Consider the following 19,086-nt stretch of genomic DNA (forward strand, 5'->3'; position numbering starts at 1 on the left):
AAGCTATGAAAAAAAATAAAATTTTATGGGTTGATGATGAGATTGAATTACTTCGATCTCACATTATTTTTCTTAATGAAAAAGGTTATGAAGTTTCCACCGTCACAAATGGTCAGGACGCAATTTCCGAGGTAAGAGAAAATCAATTCGATTTGATCTTTCTTGATGAAATGATGGCAGGTATCGGCGGACTCGAAACACTGGCTCAAATAAAAGAGATCAATCCAAACATTCCGGTTGTAATGGTTACTAAAAGCGAAGAAGAATCGTTGATGCATGACGCAATCGGAAGTAAGATAAGTGATTACTTGATAAAACCGGTCCTTCCTTCGCAAGTTCTTATGGTCTGCAAAAAAATTCTTGAGCAGAAAAAAATTTCCGGCGAGTACGTTGCAAAAGATTATCTCCACGATTTTAATGAAATCTCACGCAGGCTTTTACTCGACCCGGATTATGATGATTGGATCGACATCTATTTGAAACTGACCAACTGGGATATGGAACTTGATACTCATCCGGAAGTTGATCTTCGTCAGACTCTTGTTGAACAGCGGAAAGAATGCAACCAAGAGTTTAGTAAATATGTAGAAAAAAAATATAAAAATTGGATTGATAATGTCGGCGGGGAGGATGTTCCAACCTTAACTACACAGATTGTTGATAAATATGTAATTCCGCAATTATCAAAAACAGAAGGACCGGTTTTTTTCTTCGTGATTGATTGCTTACGTCTCGATCAATGGTTGGTGATGGAAAAACATTTGACGGATTTGTTCAATATTCATAAAGATTATTATTATTCAATTCTTCCAACTGCAACACCTTACGCGCGTAATTCATTATTTGCCGGATTATTCCCTTCAGAGATTGAAAAAAATTATCCTGATCTTTGGGGAACGATGAACGATGATGAAAATAGTATGAATAAATATGAGAAAGAACTGCTGCAAAATCTATTGAACAGAAGAAAAATTTCTTTAAAGAATGAATTGAAGTACATAAAAATAATTGATCCCGATGTCGGTCGCTCATTTGAGCAAAATGTCCTTTCACATAAGAAAACTCATTTTATGGCTGTAGTGGTAAATTTCTTGGATATGATCGCGCACGGTCGATCCGATTCTGCGATTCTAAAAGAAATCGCACCGGATGAAGCCGCTTACCGGTCTCTTACAAATAGCTGGTTTCAGCATTCATCATTACTTAACACATTCCGGGCGATTGCGACAATTCCTCATGCAAAAATAATTGTGACTACCGATCACGGCAGCATACGAACATTGCGCGGGGCAAAAGTGTTAGGCGATAAAGAAGCGTCTCCTAATTTGCGGTTTAAGTTCGGTCGCAATCTTAAAGTTGATGATAAGCATGCAATCTTTATAAAAAATCCACTTGATTATAAATTACCTAAGCGCGGTTTAACAGTTAGTTATATTATTTCAAAAGAAGATTTTTATTTTGTTTATCCAACAGACTATCACAAATATTTGAGTTACTACAAAGATAGTTTTCAGCACGGCGGTATTTCTATGGAAGAAATGCTTCTTCCGGTAGTTACTTTGGAGACAAAGGTTTGATGGAATTTCCTTTTAGTAAAAAAATTAAAACGGAAAGTGAAACAATAGAGATCGCAAAGGAATTTTCCAAACTTCTTGTTCCAGGTGAAATTGTTCTCTTAAATGGCGATCTTGGTTCAGGTAAAACATTTTTTGTTAAGAATGTTTGCCGTCAATTCGGTATTGAAAATGTTTCTAGTCCAAGCTTCTCTATTGTAAACGAATACCACAACGGAAAAGATATTATTCATTTTGATTTTTACCGCGTAAAGAAGATTGAAGAGCTTTACGATATAGGATTTGAAGATTACATCATGAACAATGAAACGATTGTATTTATTGAGTGGGCGGATATGTTCACTGAAATTTTGCCTAAGAAGAATTATGAGATCGAATTGAAGATTGACAATAATACTGAAAGAGAAATATCGATATTAAAGCATGAATGAATTATTTCCAATATTGGCTTTAGAGACTTCTGGTACACTGTGCAGTGTAGCTTTATATCTGGACATAAATAAATTTATTGAATTGAACTATTTGGAAAAACATGTTCATTCACAAAAATTAATTGGTATGATCGATACCGTTCTAAAAATTTCTGATATTGAACTAAATAAAATCAAATCAATTGCAGTTTCGATGGGACCCGGGTCGTTTACCGGATTAAGAATTGGGCTTTCTGCTGCTAAAGGAATTGCATTTGGGGCAGCATTGCCTATTATACCTGTACCAACATTCGATGCATTCGCTCACCAAATTGCAGAATATCTTCCGGATCAATCGAGATTTGCAATTGCCGTCGGTGCAAATATTGAAGAAGCTTATTTTGCTCGATATTTTAAAAAAGGAATTAAAGTTGAAATACTAGAAGAACTTAAATTAATTGAGAAAATTAATTTAGAAAATCTGGTCGCTTCGGATGAAATGGTTTATGGAAACTTTGGAAAATCTACAAAATTAAATGTACCGGATGGTCCAACTGCAAAAGCAATTGGTGAATGGGCTTATTTATATGGTCAGGATTTATTAACTTTTGATCAGGATTATCTCGAACCAAATTATTTTAAGAAATTTATAGTTAGGGCAAAGAAATGAAAAGAATTACTTTTTTTTTCCTTTTAAGTTTTACAGCAACCTTATTTGCACAGATAGTCGCTCCGAGAATCAGTGTAAAGACAGATCGCCACGATTTTGGCACAATCACTGAATCCGAAGTGGTTACGCACAATTTTGAAATTCAAAATACCGGAACAGCTGAGCTTGTGATTAGTCAAGTTAGAGCCTCATGCGGCTGTACTGCGGCAAAACCGGGTAAAATGAAACTGAAACCGGGAGAAAAAACTTTTGTAAAGGTTGAGTTCAATTCCGAAAACCGTTTGGGACCTCAAGAAAAATTTGTTTATGTCTCTTCTAATGATCCCGTAAATCCGGAATACAAACTTTCATTTACCGGAGTAGTGGTTGATAAAAACTTAGCCTCCAAAAATGGTGTAAATCCTAAACTTACTCTTAATAAATCAACTTATGATTTCGGAAATGTTGAAGAAGGAAAAATTGTAAATGTCAAATTAGGATTTAAGAACGAAGGCAAAAGTGTACTTTTAATTAATGATGTAAAAACATCATGCGGATGTACCGCCGCCTTGTTAAGCAGTAAATCACTAAAACCGGATGAATCCGGAACTATTAGAATCGAATTAGACACTGCGAACCGTGAAGGAAAGTTGACTCGTACCGTCACTCTTTACTCAAACGATCCTCAAAATCCGAATCAAACAATCACTTTATTTGTGAACATTGAAAAGAGAAAATCTTAATGGGTTGGTTTACAAGAAAAAAAGAAAATATTTCCCGCGATAGCAAAAAGACAGATATACCGGACGGTCAATGGTCTAAATGTGAAGATTGCGGAGAAATAATTCATACAAAACAGCTTGAAGTAAATTTATGGTGTTGCCCAAAATGCAATTATCATTTTAGAATCGGAAGTGACCAATACATCTCACTTCTGTTTGATAAAGGTTCTTTTAAAGAGCTTGATAAAAAAATGAAATCCGGAGATCCGCTTGAATTCACCGATACAAAAAAATATTCTGAAAGGATTGTTGCTACAATTAAAAAAAGCGGATTGAATGATGCGGTAAAAACCGGTGTTGGCAAAATTGACGGAAAAAAAACTTCATTTGCCTGCATGGATTTTAATTTTATAGGCGGAAGCATGGGTTCCGTTGTTGGTGAAAAAATTGCGCGTGCAATTGACGCAGCCTATGAAGAAAAAATCCCTATGATAATAATAAGTCAAAGCGGCGGTGCAAGAATGATGGAAGGTGCATTCTCACTTATGCAAATGGCTAAAACAAGTTCAAGACTGGCGCGTAATGCTGAAGCAAAATTACCTTACATATCAATATTAACCGATCCAACTACAGGTGGAGTTACAGCCAGTTATGCAATGCTCGGAGATATAATTGTCGCAGAACCGAAAGCATTAATTGGTTTTGCCGGACCACGCGTTATCAAGCAAACGATAGGCAAAGATTTACCCGAAGGTTTTCAGAAGACAGAATTTCAGCTTGAGAATGGATTTGTAGATTTTATTGTAAACAGAAAACAGATGAAGGAAAAACTATCACAGTTGATAGATTACTTATCGTAATGTCAAAAACTAATCTATTCAACGAGTTAAGAATAATTAAAATATCTAGAGAGTGTAAATCTATTTTCTGAATTTTTTTACTAGTCTACTTAAAACATCAAGTGTAAAGTCAACTTCTTCTACTTTATTCATCGAGTTAAAAGATAACCTTAAAGTACCGGCAGCATCTTCCGGATTATATCCCATCCCGAGTATTACATGAGAAGCTTTTATCGTCCCGCTAGTACAAGCCGATCCGTTTGATGCGGCAACTCCGTTAATATCAAGATACATTAACAAAGATTCGGAATCATTATTATAAAATTCAGATTTGAATGTAATACTTAAAATGAATGGGGATGTAAGCGGAGTGCTGTTAATTAGTATCCCGTTATTATCGATTGTTGCAAGTCCGGCAATAAATTTTTCTTTAAGTTTTTTTGCATGATCATAATTTGAAGGCATTGAATCTTTAGCGATTTTAATTGCTTGCGTAAATCCAACTATTCCGGCAACATTCTCAGTTCCACCTCGCCGGTTACGTTCTTGTGAACCGCCTAACAACAATGGCGAAAGGGGTGTTCCGCTTTTTACAAATGCAAAACCGGTTCCTTTAGGACCATTAATTTTATGAGCCGAACCGCAGAGAGAATCTACTCCCAGATTTTTTACATCTATTGGGATTTTTCCAAAACTTTGAACAGCGTCAGTATGAAAGAAAATATTTTTTGATCTGATTGAAACCGCAATCTCTTCTATTGGATTAATTATTCCGGTTTCATTATTAACGTGCATCAATGAAACTAAGGAAGTGTTTTTATCAATATTGTCAGTTAATGAAGACAAATTAATTCTTGATTCAGAATCAACATTCAGCCAATGAACATTGAAACCATTTCTCTCTAATTCTTGAAAAGTATCGAGCACACAATGATGTTCAACCTTTGAGGTAATAATTTTATTACGTTTGCTCTCCTCAAATTCTGTTTTCGTTATTCCGAAGATTGCAAAATTGTTTGCCTCAGTACCTCCGCTGGTAAAATAAATTTCACTCGGATTCGCATTTATAAAGTCAGCAACAGTCTCGCGTGCATCTTCAATTGCTACTCTTACTGTTCTGCCATACGAATGAATTGAAGATGGATTTCCAAACTCACCCATCAGGTAAGGCTTCATGGCTTCAAATACTTTTGGATGGACCGGTGTTGTAGCGGCGTTATCGAAATATACTCGCATTAATTCCTTTCTATCTAAGACTCACATCGCCGTAATGGATTTTTTCCAATTTGTCGCCGATTCGAAGAACTAAGAATCCATTTTCATCAATGTCATCAAAAATGCCGACTTTAGTTTTGTCGCCATCAACAATTTTGATTTTTTCACCAATCATTTTACAACGATTGCGCCAATCGGTTAAAACTTTTTTGCCGGATCGTTTAGATACTTCAAGCATTTCTTCAAAATTGTTAAGTACTTCACTAAGTAATTTTTCTCTGCTTACAATTGAATGAAATTCCTTTCTCACGGAAGTTGGTGGAATTTCAAACTGACCCGGGAAGTTCGGCTGATTCACGTTTATTCCAATTCCCACAACAATTCTGCTTATTTTATTTCCTTTAGAAATTGATTCGAGCAGAATTCCGGCAATTTTTTTCTTATGGATTAAAACATCATTTGGCCATTTAAGTTCAACGTTGAGTTGAAAAAGATTTTCTATGGATTGAGCAACTGCAATCGCAGCGCTTAAGTTTATCAAATGAATTTTCTGCTCCTTGAATTCACCTTTTAGCAAAATGGAGAATGTAAGATTTTGCCCGCTGCTGCTAATCCATTCTCTTTCTTTTCTACCGCGCCCTTTGCTTTGAAATTCTGCAAGAAGAACTGTTCCGTTCTGGTTTGATTCCTTACTCGCTAATAACATTGCATTCGTAGATTCAACCTCGTCACTGTAAATAAAATTTCTACCAATGTAATCGGTATCAAGCTTGATATCAAACTCTTCGATCTTGAACAAAATTGTAATCTCCTAAAAATAAATTTCATGAAAAAAAATTTTAATTTCGGTCAGAAGTTAAGACACACTAGAAATTATATTTGAATCTCTGTCAAAAATTCCGATAGCTCAAAAATCGTGTGCGATCCTCTAAATCATTAAAAAATATATAATTACGAAACATATGGCTCTTGGCACATACATTGTATAATAGTATCATCAAAATTAAAGGAGGATAAAATGACACTTATTAAATTCGAACCCATGCGAGATTTTGAAACTATTCATGACAGAATTCAAAGATACTTTGATGATTTCTCAAGCTTTGGATTCAACATGAATGAAACTTTTTACCCGAGAATCGATATTTCGGAGGATAAGAACAATATTAGTGTAACCGCAGAAATCCCCGGAGTAAAAAAAGAAAATATCAAAATCACTTTGCAAGATAACATTTTAACAATAGAAGGGGAAAAGAAAAAAGAATCTGAACAAAAAGATAAGAACTTTTATAGAAGTGAAAGAATGTTCGGTTCATTTAAACGCTCTTTCACACTTCCGGAAGAAGTTGATTCCGAGAAGGTTGATGCCAAGTTTGAAAATGGCATGCTTCAAATACAATTGAAAAAAACGGAAGCAAGAGTAAAAAACGAGAAATTAATCGAGCTGAAGTAACCACTTCAGCTCATTCAAAAATCAAATCTAAAGGATACTGAAATGGGAAAAATTATAGGAATTGATCTTGGAACAACGAATTCGTGCGTTGCGGTTATGGAAGGAAACGAACCGGTAGTAATTCCAAATTCGGAAGGTGGAAGAACGACTCCATCTGTTATTGCATTTACAAAATCCGGTGAAAGATTGATCGGGCAGCCGGGAAAACGTCAGGCTGTTACTAATCCACAAAACACAATCTTTTCGATCAAACGATTTATGGGAAGAAAAAGAGAAGAAGTTGATGTTGAAGCAAAGGAAGTTCCATACAAAGTTGTTGCTGGTGATAACGGATCCGCAAGAGTTGAGATTGGCGACAGATTATATTCGCCACCGGAAATTAGTGCAATGGTTTTGCAAAAAATGAAAAAAACCGCGGAGGATTATCTTGGTCAGGAAGTTACTGAAGCTGTAATTACTGTACCGGCATATTTTAATGATGCACAGCGCCAGGCAACAAAAGACGCCGGTGAGATTGCCGGATTGAAAGTGAAGAGAATTATAAATGAACCGACAGCAGCGGCTCTTGCATATGGATTAGACAAAAAACATAAGGAAGAACTTGTTGCAGTTTATGATCTTGGCGGCGGAACATTTGATATTTCGATTTTGCAGTTAGGCGAAGGTGTATTTGAAGTTAAATCAACAAATGGAGATACACATCTTGGCGGTGATGATTTTGATCAAAGATTAATTGACTATCTCGCTGATGAATTTCAGAAACAGGAAGGAATTGATCTGCGAAAAGATCCAATGGCTCTTCAGCGTTTAAAGGAAGCTTCTGAAAAAGCAAAGATTGAACTCTCGTCATCAGTTCAGACGGATGTTAATTTACCGTTTATTACTGCTACACAAGATGGACCAAAGCATTTAAATATTAATCTCTCAAGAGCAAAATTTGAGCAGCTGATTGATGATCTGATTCAGAGAACAGTTGGACCATGTGAACGTGCAATTAAAGATGCAGGCGTTTCAACTTCTCAGATTGATGAAGTTATCTTAGTGGGCGGTTCAACAAGAGTCCCAAAAGTTCAAGAACTTGTTAAAAGTCTTTTTGGAAGAGAACCGCATAAAGGTGTAAACCCGGATGAAGTAGTAGCAATCGGTGCAGCAATACAGGGTGGTGTTCTTGCAGGTGATGTTAAAGATGTTCTTCTGCTCGATGTTACACCTCTTTCACTTGGTATTGAAACTCTTGGCGGCGTCTTTACAAAATTAATTGAAGCGAATACGACTATTCCGACTAAGAAGAGTGAAGTATTTTCAACAGCATCAGATAATCAGCCGTCTGTGGAAATCCATATTCTTCAGGGTGAACGTCCGATGGCAGTTGATAATAGAACCTTAGGGAAATTTCATTTGGATGGAATTCCGCCGGCACCACGTGGTATTCCTCAAGTTGAAGTAACTTTCGATATTGATGCTAACGGAATTCTTCATGTAGCGGCTAAAGATAAAGCCACAAGCAAAGAACAAAGTATTAGAATCACTTCTTCAAGCGGACTATCTAAAGATGAAGTTGAGAAGATGAGGCAGACTGCAAAAGAACATGCGGCGGAAGATAAAAAGAAGAAAGAAGCTGTTGAAGTAAAGAATCAAGCGGATAATCTGATCTTCCAAACAAAGAAACAAATCGAAGAGATGAAAGACAAAATTACATCGGAACAGAAAAACCAGCTTGAAAGTGAAATAAAGAAAGTTGAAGAAGCAATTGCATCAAACGATACGGATAGAATAAAAACTGCAACTGATGGATTGACCAAAGTATGGAATGAAATTTCGCAAAAGTTATATGCTCAGCAAGGTCCAACACCCGGAGCGCAAGGCGGAGAACCATCTGAAGGTCAGCCACAAGGTGAACCGCAGCAGAAGTCGACTTCAGATAAAAAAGATGAAAAGAATGTTGAAGACGCATCTTATGAAGTCGTTGATGATGATAAAAAATAAATTCATGTAATAAAAAAAATAAATCGGAGGTCAGTATGACTGAACAAAAAGAAATGGTAGAAGTAAAAAATAAAAGAAGTTGGGATGAAGCTCTCGAAGTTGAATCCTGGGTAGCTCCTTTAATTGATATCTACGAAACTTCAGAAGATTATTTTCTAATGGCTCAGATGCCCGGGGTTTCCAAGGAAGATGTTAAAATTAAACTTGAAGAGGGACACCTCATAATTATGGGAAGAATCACTTTCGACGAAGTTATAAACCGTAAATATGTTCTGAAGGAAACAGAGACAGGCAACTTTTATCGTAGATTCAAAATTTCTGAAAATATTGACGAATCTAAAATTGATGCAAAGCTTGATAACGGCGTGCTCAATGTGAAACTTCCTAAACATGAAAGAATGAAACCAAAAACGATTGAAATAAAGTAAACCGTTTGAAGCTTTCAGTGTTATTAATAATCCCGCTTAGGCGGGATTATTATTTTTAAAACCTTTTGATTGAATTAAACATCACTTCTCTTTAATTTGGTTATGTGATGAAAAAACTTACTGCATTTATACTGTTAATTTTATTTACCGGCTTGCTTTATCTAGCGGACAATGAACCCAACGCCACAGAGTCAAATAATTCGGTCTCAATTAACAATTATACTGACGGGATACTCAAATCAGAGCTAGCTAAAGTTGATAAACGCGCAAATTATAATCTGGATGTTGAATTCGATGCTAACGCCAAAAAGATCTTTGTTAAAGAGAACATTACTTGGATAAACAAAACAAACTCACCTACAACGGAAATACAATTCCATTTTTATGCAAACGGATATAAAAGCAATAAAACACTCTTTGCTAAAGCGTTTCCAATCAATTCCGAAACTCAAACTCAAACGAATGTTAAGACATTTTTGGTGAATGGAAAATTAGCTGAATTGATTTATTTCCAACCAGAAATAGAAAATCCACACGACAGCACTGTTGCAAAAGTAATTTTAGACAAACCGGTTCTACCGGGCGATAGCGTAAATATATTTTTTGATTATTCAATGAAGATTCCCCGTTCGGTTAAAAGAATGGGTTATGCTACAGGAAGAAATTTTTTCTTTGTCTCACAGTGGTTTCCAAAAGTCGGAGTCTTTGAAAATGGGAGATGGGTATGCAGCCAATATCATCCTTACTTGAATTATTATTCAGACTTCGGCGATTACTCTGTTAAAATAAAAGTGCCGAAAAATTATATTGTTGCCGCCACCGGTGTTGAAACTGAAAAATCTACTGATATAAACTCCTCAGTATTTAAATTTGTTCAATCGGGTGTTCATGATTTTGTTTGGCTGGCTTCAGATAAAATTCTACATCGGAATGAAACATACAAACGTAAAGATGGAACTCAGGTAACAATTCAAGCATATGTACAGCCGGAGCGTGAAAAATATTTTGACCGATATTTTCAAACCGTAAAAAATTGTCTTACTTATTTTGAAGATAATATTGGAATTTATCCGTATCAAAATGTAACTCTGGTTGATGTTCCGCGCACTTCCGCCTCCGGAGGAATGGAGTATCCAACTCTTTTCACCGTTAGTGCCGAATTATTTTCCCCTAAAGAAACGGGCGGACCGGAGTATCTTGTCACACATGAATTTTCTCATCAGTTTTTCCAAGGTCTAATTGCCAGCAACGAAGTTTATGAAGCCTGGCTAGATGAAGGTTTCACATCGTATATAGCAACAAAAATAATGTATCATTATCAGCCGGAAATCTTAGAGAATTTTAAATTCGCTTCTTACATTCCAGTTTTTGGATTAAATTTTCTTTCTTTCAATGACATACCATTGATCTATACTCTTGTAGATATTCAAATGCCTGAAGGTTCAAGAAGCGCAAACTCCTACTACAAAAATTTATCTATCGGTACACTTGCCGATACTTCTTACAAACTTCCAACAAGGTTATCCTACGTTGTAAATTCTTATAATAAACCGGAACTTGTTCTTCTTACTCTTGAAAGATATGTTGGTCATGAAAAGATGATGGCAATCTTGAAAGAATATTACAATGAGTTTAAATACAAGCATCCGAATGCGGCAGATTTCATTTCGATTGTCCAGAATAACTGCAATGAAGATATGAGTTGGTTCTTCGATGAATTTTATAAATCTCCTAAATATTTCGATTATAAAATAACTTCTATCAAGCAGAATTCATCAGACGAATATGAAGTATTGGCTGAACGTCTTGGCGATGGATCATTTAAAAATGATATTGCGCTCTATACGGATAAGGACACATTGTACCAGAAATGGGATGGAACAGAGCGATGGAAACTTTTAAAATTTAGAACGAAAAATAAAGTTATTGCCGCAGAAATTGATCCTCAAAGAAAGAATTTACTTGATATAAATTTCGCAAATAATTCATTTACTGTTGAGCCGCGTGTGTGGGCTTCGTTATCGCTCGTAATCCGTTTATTCTTTTGGATTCAAAATGCACTTGTACTGTTGGGAAGCATAGGATGAATATAAGCATAAAACAAATATTGCTTCATGGTATCAGATCAGTTTTCCATAACGATAAATTTGTAATTATTATGTGGGCATTTAATGCTATGGCAGCATTAGTGCTTGCTGTTCCAATCTATAATATTCTTATTGATAATTTAGGTACCTCATTAACAAGTGACCGGTTAGCGCTAAGTTTTGATTACATGTGGTATATTCAGTTTAGAAATCTCTATAATATCCAGCTAAATCACCTTCCATTAAGTATCTATTTTGTTGTAGGTATCTACGCCCTAATTCAAACTTTTTTCCTAGGTGGTTTGATTTCGATTTTTCAGAATCCGGATAAAAATCATACGGTTGATTTTTTCTACGGCGGAGTAAAATATTTTTTACGATTTACAAAAGTACTTCTAATTTCTCTTCTCTTCTTTGCCGCTGCATTTAAAATTAATGATTACTCAGGCGATCTAATTTCCATTATGTTTAAAAATTCCGAAAACGTTTATGCCGACTTTATTCTAAAAGCTTTGCGTTATCTTCTGCTTGTATTTTTTATCGGGATAGTTACGATGGTCTCTGATTATTCCAAAATTTCGCTTGCTGTTAAAGACAAAAACGAGATATTCAAAGAATGTTTAAATGCGATACGGTTCATAAGTAATAATTTCAGCAAAGTATTTATTACATTTTTGATTGTTGCAATAATTGGTGCCCTCGGTTCTATCATTTATAATGTTATAGGAAGATTCATTCCGCGGACACCATTCTATTTTTTATTCGTCTCCTTTATTCTTCAACAAATGTTAATTATCTTTCGATTGCTTGTGAGAATGTTGTTCTATTCAACAGAAGTTAATTTATTTAATGATCTAAGCGCGGATGTCGTTAGAGCTGAAGCGCAATAATTTTCGTGAAAAATATATGGCAATTGTACCAATATCAATTTATGGTGATAAGATTTTACGGCAGAAAGCCCAGCCGGTAAAAGAAGTCACCGATGACATTATCAGAAAAATTAAGAACATGTTTGATACGATGCGCAATGCCAATGGAATTGGACTTGCAGCAAACCAAGTGGGTTATAGAGAATCTATATTTGTTTTAGATCTCGATGGAGCAGACGGTTATGAAAAATTTAAACCGATTGTGATGATTAACCCCAAAATACTTCTTCAATCTGATGAAAAATCTTTTAAAGAAGAAGGGTGCCTGAGTCTTCCTAATTTACATGCTAATGTTCTTCGTTCAGACCAAATTAAAATCCAATTTATGGATACGGATGAAAAAGAAGTTGAAATGGAAGCAGATGCTATGCTGGCTCGCGTAATTCTGCATGAGTATGATCACTTAATTGGGAAGATGATCCCGGACCGCGTTGCCGAAGATATAAAACAAAAGCTTTCTGCTGAATTATCGAACATTATGAATAGGGAAGTTGAGATTGAATATCCGATCACTGAAGGATAATTCACACCGAAGAATTCCTGCCGGAACTATTGAGCGGAGTTAAAAAATGAAAATTGTTTTTATGGGAACGCCAGAATTTGCGATTCCTTCGCTCAAAATACTTCTTCAATCCAAACACAAAATTGCTGCTGTTGTTTCTGCACCAGATAAAGAACGCGGAAGAGGAAAACAAATCTCCTCTACATCGGTTAAGATTTTTTCATCGGAAAATAATTTGGAAGTTCTGACTCCAATTTCTCTGAAAGATGAAAAATTTATCCAGCGCCTTAAAGAACTTGAACCGGATCTGATCATTGTTGTTGCATTTAAAATTCTACCGAAAGAAGTTTATTCGATTCCAAAAGAAGGATCGTTCAATCTGCATGGCTCTTTATTGCCGAAATACAGAGGGGCCGCACCTATTCAGTGGGCAATCATAAATGGAGAAACCGAAACGGGAGTGACAACATTTTCCTTAGCAGATAAAGTGGATACAGGAAATGTTATCATCCAAGAAAAAATCAAAATTGATGATGATGATGATTTCGGTACTCTTCATGATAAAATGATGATAATTGGTGCAAACGTTGTCTCTAAGACTGTTGAATTGATTGAAAATGGAAAAGTTGTTTCTTCAAAACAAAATGATTCTATCGCTTCTCCGGCTCCAAAAATCACAAAAGAAATTTGTAAGATTGATTGGGCAAGAAGAGATATTGAAATTCATAATTTGGTACGGGGATTATCGCCTCATCCGGGCGCCTATTTTGAAAGGAACGGAAAGAGTTATAAGGTTTTTAAAACTAAAATAATTGGTGATAGTTTTGAAGCCATCAGAGATCAGTTCAAACAAAAATTGTCGATTGATGACAGCCAATCACAGAATACAATAAAAATTTTAGAATCTAAAAAAGAAATATTTGTCAAAACAAATAACAGCTATCTGCAGATTCTTGAACTTCAACCCGAGGGACGTAAACGAATGACTGCAGAAGAATTTTTGAGAGGATACTCTTTAACCGACTAATGGAATGCTAATGAGAAATAATCGTTATGAAAGTATTATTGATGCAATCGGCAGAACACCGATTGTTAAACTTGGAAATATCTCTAAAGGATTGAAAGCCACAATTTGGGCAAAGATGGAATTCATGAATCCCGGCGGAAGTATTAAAGACCGTATTGCAAAATACATGATTGAAAAAGCTGAGAGGGAAGGTAAGATCAAACCCGGTGATACCATTCTTGAAAACTCTTCTGGTAATACTGCAATGGGTCTGGCAATTATATGCCGGCAAAAAGGTTACAAACTGAAAATTGTTATTCGTAATACAACAAGTAAAGAGAAAATTAAAATGCTGGAAGTTCTTGGCGTTGATGTTGTTAAAGTAGATGCATCACTTCCGCCCGAACATCCCGATTCCTACAATCAATATGCATTGAATCTCACAAAAAAAGATCCTTCACTTTATTACATAGATCAACACAACAATCTTGATAATAACGAATCGCATTACATGACGACCGGGCCTGAAATTTGGGAACAGATGGAAGGGAAGATCGATTATTTTATTGCTGCGGTTGGAACCGGAGGTACAATATGCGGCGCCGGAAAATATCTTAAAGAAAAAAATCCAAATATTAAATTGATCGGTCTTGATCCTGTAGGATCTGTTTTTTATGATTGGTTCAAATACAAAAAAATGATTAAACCGGAACATTATTTGGTTGAAGGAATGGGAGATGAATTTCTGATAGATACTGCGCAATTAGATATTTTGGATGATATGATGAAGGTAGAAGATAAAAAAGCATTTGGATGGGCAAAGAAGATTGCATTCGAAGAGGGAATTCTTGCCGGAGGATCGAGCGGTGCTAACGTTTACGGCGCGGTTCATCTTGCACGTGAAATTGACCGCGAAGCAAATATTGTTACTCTTATTTGCGATTCCGGCTACAAATATTTTAGTACAATTTATAATGATGAATGGTTAGCCAAGAATAATCTCTTGTGAGCTGGATAAAATTTTATATTATTTAACTAATGTCATGCATACTTTTAAAAACCTTAGCCACAAAGACACTAAGGCACAAAGAAATATCAAAAAACGAATAAATATCAAATTTATACTTGGTGCCTTAGTGCCTTAGTGGCAAAAAAAAATCATTTCTTGCGTAACATCAGTTATTTGATTCATTTCATGGTCGTCATCATGAGAGATGATCTATTTTAGGTTTTCGATAGGGGAATGATTAGCAAAAATCATTTTACTAGACGACTCGAAGTTTAAAATGATAATACTTCCTTCCGATTATTAAATTATGTCAGAATAGAATCCCTCGTTTAATTTCAGTAATTTTGTTTAGCAATTTATCAGGAGTTTAAGATGTTAGACGAAAAAGTTGAAAAGAAAAAAAATGTTCAGGATGATTCTAAATACTCGATGGATACTCATTTAATTTATGGTAAAGATGTTTCCGATAAATGGGATTATTCTCATCATGTAACGGCACCGATTTCATCATCAACTACGTTCCGGCTTGATTCTGTTGAGCGTGGAGCGCAAGGTTTTATGCAATTCGCTAATACGGAAGAATTTGGAGACAAAGCGCCAATTTTTATTTATGATCGTCTTGGCGAACCAAATAAAGATATGCTGGAAGAAAATTTAGCTTATGTTGAAAAAGGAGAAACGGCAGTCAGCTTTGCAAGCGGAATGGGCGCAATTTCCGGAGTGCTTGGAAGTTTAACCAAGAGCGGTGATCAAATAATCACTCATAATACTTTATACGGCTGCACAATATCATTGTTCAATAACTGGTATCCGAAGTACAATATCAAAGTTTCACCAATTGATTTGACAACTCACAATAGTATTCTAAATACTTTAACAGAGAAAACAAAAGTAATTTATTTTGAAACGCCGGCTAATCCAAATATTCAAATAGTTGATGTAAGAGCGGTTGCGGAGATTGTCAAAGAGGTCAACAAGACAAGAAATGAAATTGATCAGATAAAGATTGTTGTTGACAATACTTTTGCAACTCCTTTTTGTCAAAGACCAATTGAATTAGGAGCTGATTTTGTTGTCCACTCACTCACAAAAGGAATCGGTGGATTTGGAACTGATATGGGTGGAGTTGTGATAGGTAAGAAGAAGTATCGTGATTTACTTCTTTTATATAGAAAAGATTTTGGAGCTGTATTGAATACAAAAAGTGCGTGGGCAATTCTGACATACGGCTTACCGACTCTTGCATTAAGACAGAGACACCAGATTAAATCAGCCATGAGAATTGCGGAATTTCTTAATGCTCATCCAAAAGTTGAATTCGTAAATTATCCTGGTCTTCCAAATTTCAAAGGTTATGAAATTGCAAAAAAACAGATGGTTGACTTCAACGGAAATTTTGCACCGGGAAGTCTTCTCTATTTTGTTTTAAAAGGAAATACGCCGGCAGAAACAAAAGAAGTCGGTGGCAGATTTATGGATTATGTTGCCGATAACGCTTATACAATGACACTTGCGGTATCCTTAGGTCATACACGCACTTTAATTGAGCATCCCGCTTCTATGACACACTCTGTTGTTCCTCCGGATAAATTAAGGGAGCGCGGAATCGATGCTGGCGGTGTTCGTCTGGCAATTGGTCTTGAAAACACAGATGATATTTTGTTGGACTTAGATGAGTCATTAAAAGCAATTTGATATTCCCAATTATCCTTCCGCTTTACAAAGTGGAAGGAGATCGGATCTACCGGCTACACTATGCAAATAATTAAATCTCATCTTTTTCAAAAATTTCCGGAAATTATTTTTGGCTTAAGTACCAAAAACGGCATGGACCGCAATTTACCGTTCTCTTTTAATTTGTCTCTTACAGTAGGTGATAATTCAGATATTGTTAATGAGAATCGTGAAGCGTTTTATAATAAATTAGGTTTGAAGACCGAACAAATTGCAATTCAAAAACAGATTCATTCCGATATAATTACAGTTGTGGAAAAACCTGGACTAATTGGTGAGAGCGATGCAATGATCACGACCAAACCTAATATAGGACTTGCAATATCAACAGCAGATTGCGTTCCTATTTTTGTTTACGATAGAATGAATAAAATAATTGCCGGTATTCATTCCGGATGGCGAGGAACGCAAAAACAAATATTACAAAAAACATTGAAATTCTTGTCGGAAAGCTTTAATTCAAAATCGGAATATCTTTTTACGTACATAGGTCCTTCAATATCTCAAAATAATTATGAAGTTGGAGAAGATGTTGCTTTGCAATTTGATAAAAAATATTCGTGTATGAAAAACGGAAAAATATTTCTCGACGTTTCACGAACTAATCTAGATATGATTTACAATTTCGGAATACCAAAAAAAAATATTGAAATATCTCCGTTTTGTTCCTTTGAGGAGAAAGAATTACTTCACTCATATCGAAGAGACGGTAAATTATCCGGTCGTTCATTTGGTGTGATTGCAATGAGGGAAATTTAATTGGGTTCGGAAAAATTTAAAATAGCTGCGGGATATGTTTTAATAAGTTTTATTTGGGGCTCAACCTGGCTTGCAATACGGCTCGGCTTGGATTCGCTAACACCGTTGATTTCATCCGGACTAAGATTTTCGCTTGCATCATTTTTTGTATTTGTATTTATGCGGTATAGTAAAATATCTCTTCAAACTGACCGCCGCTCGATACAGCTTTATGCTATTACATCTCTATTTTCGTTTGTAATTCCGTTTTCTTTGGTCTACTGGGCAGAGCAATTTATTCCTTCGGGGCTTACTTCAATTGTATTTGCAGTAATGCCGTTTTGCATTATTATTTTTTCAAAAATTGCATTCTCAAAGGAGAAGATTGGAATTAACCAGTTCTTAGGTGTCATAATTGGATTCAGCGGCATAGTAATAATTTTTTCCGAAAATTTATCGCTTGATCTATCCCAGCAGTTTTTAGGAATATTGGCTGTATTGATAAGTGCCGCTATGCAGGCATCAATTGCAGTTGTTATAAAAAAATACGGGCAGCATCTTAATCCATTATCAATGCACCTGGTTCCGCTCTTTTTTGCGGGACTAATTTTAATAATTGCGGCATTACTTTTTGAAAATCGTTCTTCATGGGATTTTAACTTTACAGCAGTATCATCAATTATTTATCTTGCTATTTTTGGAACGCTGGTTGCTTTTACTACATACTACTGGCTATTAAAAAGAATGAATATAGTTATACTTTCGCTTTCTTCATTTATAACTCCAATTGTTGCTGTTATTCTAGGGTGGCTTATATTAAACGAAAATTTTTCACTTCAAACTCTGACCGGAAGTGCATTCGTGTTAATAGGAATATTATTTGCTAACTTTCGTGGGCTCTTAAAATACTACAACACAAAAACTTTAGTGATCAAATGACAAATATAATTCGTATAAAGAACGCATCATTTTATGCATATCATGGTGCTTTGCAGGAAGAACAAAGTATGGGTGGTAAGTTCGAAGCCGATGTTGATATATATACTGATTTTTCAGATGCAGCTGTAAAAGATGACTTGAGACTGACTATCAATTACCATGATGTTTATAAATTTATTCACCAACTGGTTCATGAAAAAAAATATTATTTGATTGAAACACTTTCATTAACCATAGCAGACGAGTTATTAAAAAAATATCCGAATATTAAAAAAATTGCAGTTCGGGTTCGCAAACATAGCGTTCCTGTAGGTGGTGTACTCGATTGTGTTGAAGCAGAAGTGATAAAGGAAAATGGTAAATAATATTTTCTTAGCACTCGGTTCTAATAAAGGGAACAGACTGGAATTCATTTATAGTGCTGTTCGTAAAATAAATGAAAATGATTCTTGTAAGGTTCTTAAATGTTCTTCAATTTATGAAACCACGCCTTACGGAATTGTTGATCAACCGAATTTTCTAAATGCTGTGATTGCAATTAGTTCCGATTTTAATATTATTGAACTGCTTCAGTTTGTAAAGCATTTGGAAAAAAATATCGGTAGAACTGAATCGTTAGAAAAATGGGGAGAACGTGAAATTGATGTTGATATTATTTTCTATAATGACGTAATTTATACCGGAGATATGCTCGTTATTCCGCATCCGGAATCTTTGAAACGTGATTTTGTTATTATTCCATTATTAGAAATCGCACCGGATTTCATCTTTCCGGGTATGCAGAAAAAAATAATGGAGTTAGATCTTTCTTCAATCGAGAACCATATTATTCGTAAATCAGATTTCGCAATTAATATATAAATCAA

The 19,086-nt window shown here is 35.4% G+C and carries 20 protein-coding genes; 18 read left to right on the top strand and 2 right to left on the bottom strand.

Translation table 11 applies throughout. The features are described 5' to 3' along the window. Positions 1–5 precede the first annotated feature (5 nt). Genes NTX65_02975 through accD form a run of 5 tightly spaced genes read left to right on the top strand, consistent with a single transcriptional unit; the run spans position 6 to position 4,215 of the window. Complete coding sequence (locus NTX65_02975) at positions 6–1,577, top strand: bifunctional response regulator/alkaline phosphatase family protein (protein ID MCX6168276.1); 1,572 nt, start codon at positions 6–8, stop codon at positions 1,575–1,577. Then, positions 1,577–2,005, top strand: coding sequence for a tRNA (adenosine(37)-N6)-threonylcarbamoyltransferase complex ATPase subunit type 1 TsaE (gene tsaE / locus NTX65_02980; protein MCX6168277.1), 429 nt, complete (start codon positions 1,577–1,579; stop codon positions 2,003–2,005). Before NTX65_02975 ends, tsaE begins: the two co-directional genes overlap by 1 nt. Then, the gene (gene tsaB, locus NTX65_02985) at positions 1,998–2,654 is read left to right on the top strand and encodes a tRNA (adenosine(37)-N6)-threonylcarbamoyltransferase complex dimerization subunit type 1 TsaB (protein ID MCX6168278.1); all 657 of its coding nucleotides are present in this window, start codon (positions 1,998–2,000) and stop codon (positions 2,652–2,654) included. The genes tsaE and tsaB overlap by 8 nt, the downstream gene beginning before the upstream one ends. Next, positions 2,651–3,376, top strand: coding sequence for a DUF1573 domain-containing protein (locus NTX65_02990; GenBank protein ID MCX6168279.1), 726 nt, complete (start codon positions 2,651–2,653; stop codon positions 3,374–3,376). Before tsaB ends, NTX65_02990 begins: the two co-directional genes overlap by 4 nt. Further along, positions 3,376–4,215, top strand: coding sequence for an acetyl-CoA carboxylase, carboxyltransferase subunit beta (gene accD / locus NTX65_02995; protein ID MCX6168280.1), 840 nt, complete (start codon positions 3,376–3,378; stop codon positions 4,213–4,215). Before NTX65_02990 ends, accD begins: the two co-directional genes overlap by 1 nt. A 60-nt stretch (positions 4,216–4,275) precedes the next feature. On the opposite strand, the gene NTX65_03000 is transcribed toward accD, so the two are convergent. Both NTX65_03000 and NTX65_03005 read right to left on the bottom strand, forming a co-directional pair. Beyond that, positions 4,276–5,430: a cysteine desulfurase family protein gene (locus NTX65_03000; protein ID MCX6168281.1), complete on the bottom strand. Its 1,155-nt coding sequence runs from the start codon at positions 5,428–5,430 to the stop codon at positions 4,276–4,278. Positions 5,431–5,440: 10 nt separating this feature from the next. Further along, positions 5,441–6,208, bottom strand: coding sequence for a biotin--[acetyl-CoA-carboxylase] ligase (locus NTX65_03005; protein ID MCX6168282.1), 768 nt, complete (start codon positions 6,206–6,208; stop codon positions 5,441–5,443). Between the two features lie 219 nt (positions 6,209–6,427). Here NTX65_03005 and NTX65_03010 point away from each other — a divergent pair, with 219 nt between their 5' ends. The 13 genes from NTX65_03010 (at position 6,428) to folK (ending at position 19,081) form a co-directional block, all read left to right on the top strand. Continuing rightward, a complete protein-coding gene (locus tag NTX65_03010) occupies positions 6,428–6,862 on the top strand; it encodes an Hsp20/alpha crystallin family protein (GenBank protein MCX6168283.1) in 435 nt (144 codons plus the stop codon). Between the two features lie 42 nt (positions 6,863–6,904). After that, on the top strand, positions 6,905–8,848 hold the full coding sequence (gene dnaK, locus NTX65_03015) for a molecular chaperone DnaK (protein ID MCX6168284.1): 1,944 nt from the start codon (positions 6,905–6,907) through the stop codon (positions 8,846–8,848). 35 nt (positions 8,849–8,883) lie between these two features. Beyond that, a complete protein-coding gene (locus NTX65_03020; GenBank protein ID MCX6168285.1) occupies positions 8,884–9,276 on the top strand; it encodes an Hsp20/alpha crystallin family protein in 393 nt (130 codons plus the stop codon). A gap of 107 nt (positions 9,277–9,383) precedes the next feature. Next, entirely contained in the window at positions 9,384–11,363 is a 1,980-nt protein-coding gene (locus tag NTX65_03025) for a M1 family metallopeptidase (GenBank protein ID MCX6168286.1), read from the top strand. Further along, positions 11,360–12,253 carry a hypothetical protein gene (locus tag NTX65_03030; GenBank protein MCX6168287.1) on the top strand — a complete coding sequence of 298 codons (894 nt, stop codon included), beginning with the start codon at positions 11,360–11,362 and terminating at the stop codon, positions 12,251–12,253. The genes NTX65_03025 and NTX65_03030 overlap by 4 nt, the downstream gene beginning before the upstream one ends. A gap of 16 nt (positions 12,254–12,269) precedes the next feature. Continuing rightward, entirely contained in the window at positions 12,270–12,815 is a 546-nt protein-coding gene (def, locus tag NTX65_03035) for a peptide deformylase (GenBank protein ID MCX6168288.1), read from the top strand. A 46-nt stretch (positions 12,816–12,861) separates the two neighbouring features. Further along, positions 12,862–13,821 carry a methionyl-tRNA formyltransferase gene (fmt, locus tag NTX65_03040; protein ID MCX6168289.1) on the top strand — a complete coding sequence of 320 codons (960 nt, stop codon included), beginning with the start codon at positions 12,862–12,864 and terminating at the stop codon, positions 13,819–13,821. Positions 13,822–13,831: 10 nt separating this feature from the next. After that, positions 13,832–14,809 carry a cysteine synthase family protein gene (locus tag NTX65_03045; GenBank protein ID MCX6168290.1) on the top strand — a complete coding sequence of 326 codons (978 nt, stop codon included), beginning with the start codon at positions 13,832–13,834 and terminating at the stop codon, positions 14,807–14,809. Between the two features lie 372 nt (positions 14,810–15,181). Then, complete coding sequence (locus NTX65_03050) at positions 15,182–16,504, top strand: aminotransferase class I/II-fold pyridoxal phosphate-dependent enzyme (protein ID MCX6168291.1); 1,323 nt, start codon at positions 15,182–15,184, stop codon at positions 16,502–16,504. A gap of 60 nt (positions 16,505–16,564) precedes the next feature. Next, positions 16,565–17,302 carry a peptidoglycan editing factor PgeF gene (gene pgeF / locus NTX65_03055; GenBank protein MCX6168292.1) on the top strand — a complete coding sequence of 246 codons (738 nt, stop codon included), beginning with the start codon at positions 16,565–16,567 and terminating at the stop codon, positions 17,300–17,302. Then, positions 17,303–18,220 (top strand): EamA family transporter, encoded by a 918-nt coding sequence (locus NTX65_03060; protein ID MCX6168293.1) that lies wholly within the window; start codon positions 17,303–17,305, stop codon positions 18,218–18,220. Continuing rightward, a complete protein-coding gene (gene folB / locus NTX65_03065) occupies positions 18,217–18,585 on the top strand; it encodes a dihydroneopterin aldolase (GenBank protein MCX6168294.1) in 369 nt (122 codons plus the stop codon). The genes NTX65_03060 and folB overlap by 4 nt, the downstream gene beginning before the upstream one ends. After that, positions 18,575–19,081, top strand: a complete 507-nt coding sequence (folK, locus tag NTX65_03070) for a 2-amino-4-hydroxy-6-hydroxymethyldihydropteridine diphosphokinase (protein ID MCX6168295.1) — start codon at positions 18,575–18,577, stop codon at positions 19,079–19,081. Before folB ends, folK begins: the two co-directional genes overlap by 11 nt. The last annotated feature ends 5 nt before the right edge of the window (positions 19,082–19,086 follow it).

The organism is Ignavibacteriales bacterium, from assembly GCA_026390795.1.
Lineage (GTDB): Bacteria > Bacteroidota > Ignavibacteria > Ignavibacteriales > Melioribacteraceae > Fen-1258.

Excerpts from the sequence above, each read along its gene's own strand:
- NTX65_03045 (MCX6168290.1), top strand. The coding sequence starts at position 13,832 with ATGAGAAATAATCGTTATGAAAGTATTATTGATGCAATCGGCAGAACA.
- NTX65_03000 (MCX6168281.1), bottom strand. The coding sequence starts at position 5,430 with ATGCGAGTATATTTCGATAACGCCGCTACAACACCGGTCCATCCAAAA.
- folK (MCX6168295.1), top strand. The coding sequence starts at position 18,575 with ATGGTAAATAATATTTTCTTAGCACTCGGTTCTAATAAAGGGAACAGA.
- accD (MCX6168280.1), top strand. The coding sequence starts at position 3,376 with ATGGGTTGGTTTACAAGAAAAAAAGAAAATATTTCCCGCGATAGCAAA.
- def (MCX6168288.1), top strand. The coding sequence starts at position 12,270 with ATGGCAATTGTACCAATATCAATTTATGGTGATAAGATTTTACGGCAG.
- NTX65_03025 (MCX6168286.1), top strand. The coding sequence starts at position 9,384 with ATGAAAAAACTTACTGCATTTATACTGTTAATTTTATTTACCGGCTTG.
- dnaK (MCX6168284.1), top strand. The coding sequence starts at position 6,905 with ATGGGAAAAATTATAGGAATTGATCTTGGAACAACGAATTCGTGCGTT.
- NTX65_03030 (MCX6168287.1), top strand. The coding sequence starts at position 11,360 with ATGAATATAAGCATAAAACAAATATTGCTTCATGGTATCAGATCAGTT.
- NTX65_03050 (MCX6168291.1), top strand. The coding sequence starts at position 15,182 with ATGTTAGACGAAAAAGTTGAAAAGAAAAAAAATGTTCAGGATGATTCT.
- pgeF (MCX6168292.1), top strand. The coding sequence starts at position 16,565 with ATGCAAATAATTAAATCTCATCTTTTTCAAAAATTTCCGGAAATTATT.
- NTX65_02975 (MCX6168276.1), top strand. The coding sequence starts at position 6 with ATGAAAAAAAATAAAATTTTATGGGTTGATGATGAGATTGAATTACTT.
- fmt (MCX6168289.1), top strand. The coding sequence starts at position 12,862 with ATGAAAATTGTTTTTATGGGAACGCCAGAATTTGCGATTCCTTCGCTC.
- NTX65_03010 (MCX6168283.1), top strand. The coding sequence starts at position 6,428 with ATGACACTTATTAAATTCGAACCCATGCGAGATTTTGAAACTATTCAT.
- folB (MCX6168294.1), top strand. The coding sequence starts at position 18,217 with ATGACAAATATAATTCGTATAAAGAACGCATCATTTTATGCATATCAT.
- NTX65_02990 (MCX6168279.1), top strand. The coding sequence starts at position 2,651 with ATGAAAAGAATTACTTTTTTTTTCCTTTTAAGTTTTACAGCAACCTTA.
- tsaB (MCX6168278.1), top strand. The coding sequence starts at position 1,998 with ATGAATGAATTATTTCCAATATTGGCTTTAGAGACTTCTGGTACACTG.
- tsaE (MCX6168277.1), top strand. The coding sequence starts at position 1,577 with ATGGAATTTCCTTTTAGTAAAAAAATTAAAACGGAAAGTGAAACAATA.
- NTX65_03020 (MCX6168285.1), top strand. The coding sequence starts at position 8,884 with ATGACTGAACAAAAAGAAATGGTAGAAGTAAAAAATAAAAGAAGTTGG.